Raw genomic sequence first — 2,373 nt, 5'->3', positions numbered from 1 at the left:
GAAATTAACAAAAAGTTTGGAACGTAATTACTTTTAACTGCCGTCATGACTGACGGCTTTTTTATTTTTCGCCAACAAAAAGGGCTGCAGACATCTAACGATGTCTTAGCCCTTTTTTGATTTGTATCTATTTATTTCTATGCTTTAATTCGTACTCTTCAAGCGTCGATATCCGGTCAAGCATGGAAGGATGGGTATACCTGAAGATTTTTACTAATAACGGTGGATTTACTTGACTTAAACCAGAACGAGTTAATTCCTGAAAAGATGTAATCGCTGCTTCTGGATTTTTGGTCATTTCAATCGCGTATTTGTCAGCGCGAGTTTCCTGATAACGGGAAGTAAAATTAGTAAACGGACTGGCAGCAAACAGAAGCATCGAAAGAATCATAAAAAATAATGGCAGTGAACGGATATCTCTTACATCTGAGATTTTCAATTCGTTGCCCCATCGTCTTGTTGCCCAATTCATAATCCTATAGGTCAAATACAAACCGAGCAGTGATATCAGCAAGTAGCCAGCTATTCCAAAATAAATATGTTTTTCAACATAATGGCACATTTCATGAGCCATTATAAATAAGATTTGATTATCCGATAGTTTATTTAAGGTAGTATCCCACAGGACAATCCGAGCATTAGAACCAATCCCCGTAACATAGGCATTTAAAGCATTCGTTTCTTCTGACTTATTCACTTCAAATACATGAGTAGCTGGAATTTGAGCCTTTTCAGCCAGGGTCAAGATTTTTGTTTCCAATGCTTTATTTTTTAAAGGATAAAAGTCATTATATAACGGATCAATCACAACTGGCTGGAGAAACATCATAAATAATGTAAATGGAATGGATAAAAGCCATCCATACAGCCACCAGCGTTTCTGACTTTTCTTCATCAACCAGTATAATACCGGAACAATGATCAGCCACGTCCCATAATTAATCCAAAAATCTATTAACTCATCTTTCATCCAGGAAGCAAACGACTGGGTCGAAATATTATACGTTTTTGATAATTTTAAACTAATATAGCTTAATGGAAATGTCGCCAAATAAGCGAAAACAGATAGCCATATCAGATAAATGGCTGTTTGGAGCAATTTATACCTAGAGGAGTTTTCAGCCCAATTCTTGATTGCTTTAGATAAGCCGAATAATAATATTAAGAAGTAAATAAGCCATTCTAAGGGTGTAGATAAGAAAAATAATAAATTTCTTATTTTAGAGTACTCCTCACTCAGCATAAGTTCCCTGCCATTCAAAAAGGTTGCCGGGTCAGCCTTCGATCCTTCATATTCGAAAGGAAGGCTTGAGTCAGCAAAATAAAATAAATACCAATAAAAAAACAATCCATATAGAATGTAGCCCACAACCGCATAGACTCCCATTTTTCTCGCCATGATTTGTCCCCCTTTGTGTACAAACTCTCTATACTTAGTTTAGTTAAAAAAGGACAAATTAGAACAATTAAAATGCAGGTGCCTCCGTGCTTAAGCATAAACAATAAAAAAGCCGGTATTAAATACCGACTTACATAAGATACGAATATAAGGATAGGACAGCGATAGAACCAAGCACTACTACAATAACATTAGCCCCTAAAAAAGCTGCAATAAAAGCAGCAGCGGCACCTAATACCCCATACCAGATATCATCCCTTTGGATAAAAATTATTGCAGGGAAAATTAGTGCCCCCAGTGTGGCATACGGAACATTTTTTAATACTCCCTGAATAAAGGGAGGCAGTTCTTTTCCTTTAAATAAAACAAAAGGCATCATACGTGGAATATATGTAACCAAACCCATTCCAAGAATCATCCAAACGATTTCAGTTTTCATGTCTTACACTCCGATTCCTTTTAATTACTTCAACCGATTCGATAATGATGGCTGATAAAAGGGTTGCGGTAACAATGGCCCAGCCTTGAGCCATGAGGTTTCCAATGGTAAAAATCGAATTAAATATCGCGCCAAGTACCGCCAGAAATACTACCTTCACACTTTTTTTCATGGATGGGACTAGAAGTCCGATAAACATGGCATAAAGCGCGACCCCCATGCTGTCCTGCAGGGTTTGAGGCAGGTTGGCCCCAATCAAATGACCTAGTCCAGAAAAAACCACCCAACTAGAATATGATACCGAAATAACGCCGAATAAAAAACCAGTTGCCGCCGGTCCCTCTTTTGTAGCAACCACTGAAAATGTTTCATCCGTTATCCCAAATGAATAAATTAACTTATTAAGTAGATGGTCCTCTTCAACCTTTTCATTCAGGGATGTACTCATTAGGAAATGACGAATATTTACAATAAACGTTGTTAAAATAATTTCAAATATTCCTGTACCATAGGCGATTAGGCTCAGCGATATATA

The 2,373-nt window shown here is 37.1% G+C and carries 3 protein-coding genes; all 3 read right to left on the bottom strand.

Going from position 1 to position 2,373, the window contains the following annotated elements; translation table 11 throughout:
• Positions 1–127: 127 nt before the first annotated feature.
• Positions 128–1,399 carry a M48 family metallopeptidase gene (locus tag V7659_RS15310; protein WP_335540733.1) on the bottom strand — a complete coding sequence of 424 codons (1,272 nt, stop codon included), beginning with the start codon at positions 1,397–1,399 and terminating at the stop codon, positions 128–130.
• Positions 1,400–1,529: 130 nt separating this feature from the next.
• Complete coding sequence (locus V7659_RS15305) at positions 1,530–1,838, bottom strand: AzlD domain-containing protein (RefSeq protein WP_335453301.1); 309 nt, start codon at positions 1,836–1,838, stop codon at positions 1,530–1,532.
• A partial coding sequence (locus V7659_RS15300) for an AzlC family ABC transporter permease (RefSeq protein WP_335540732.1) occupies positions 1,828–2,373 on the bottom strand: 546 nt, incomplete at its 5' end. The genes V7659_RS15305 and V7659_RS15300, both read right to left, overlap by 11 nt.

The organism is Neobacillus drentensis, from assembly GCF_036966985.1.
Classification (GTDB): Bacteria; Bacillota; Bacilli; order Bacillales; family Cytobacillaceae; genus Neobacillus; species Neobacillus drentensis_E.
This window is presented reverse-complemented; position numbering and strand designations above follow the sequence as displayed.

Coding starts and splice junctions, on each gene's coding strand:
- V7659_RS15310 (WP_335540733.1), bottom strand. CDS start 1,399: ATGGCGAGAAAAATGGGAGTCTATGCGGTTGTGGGCTACATTCTATAT.
- V7659_RS15305 (WP_335453301.1), bottom strand. CDS start 1,838: ATGAAAACTGAAATCGTTTGGATGATTCTTGGAATGGGTTTGGTTACA.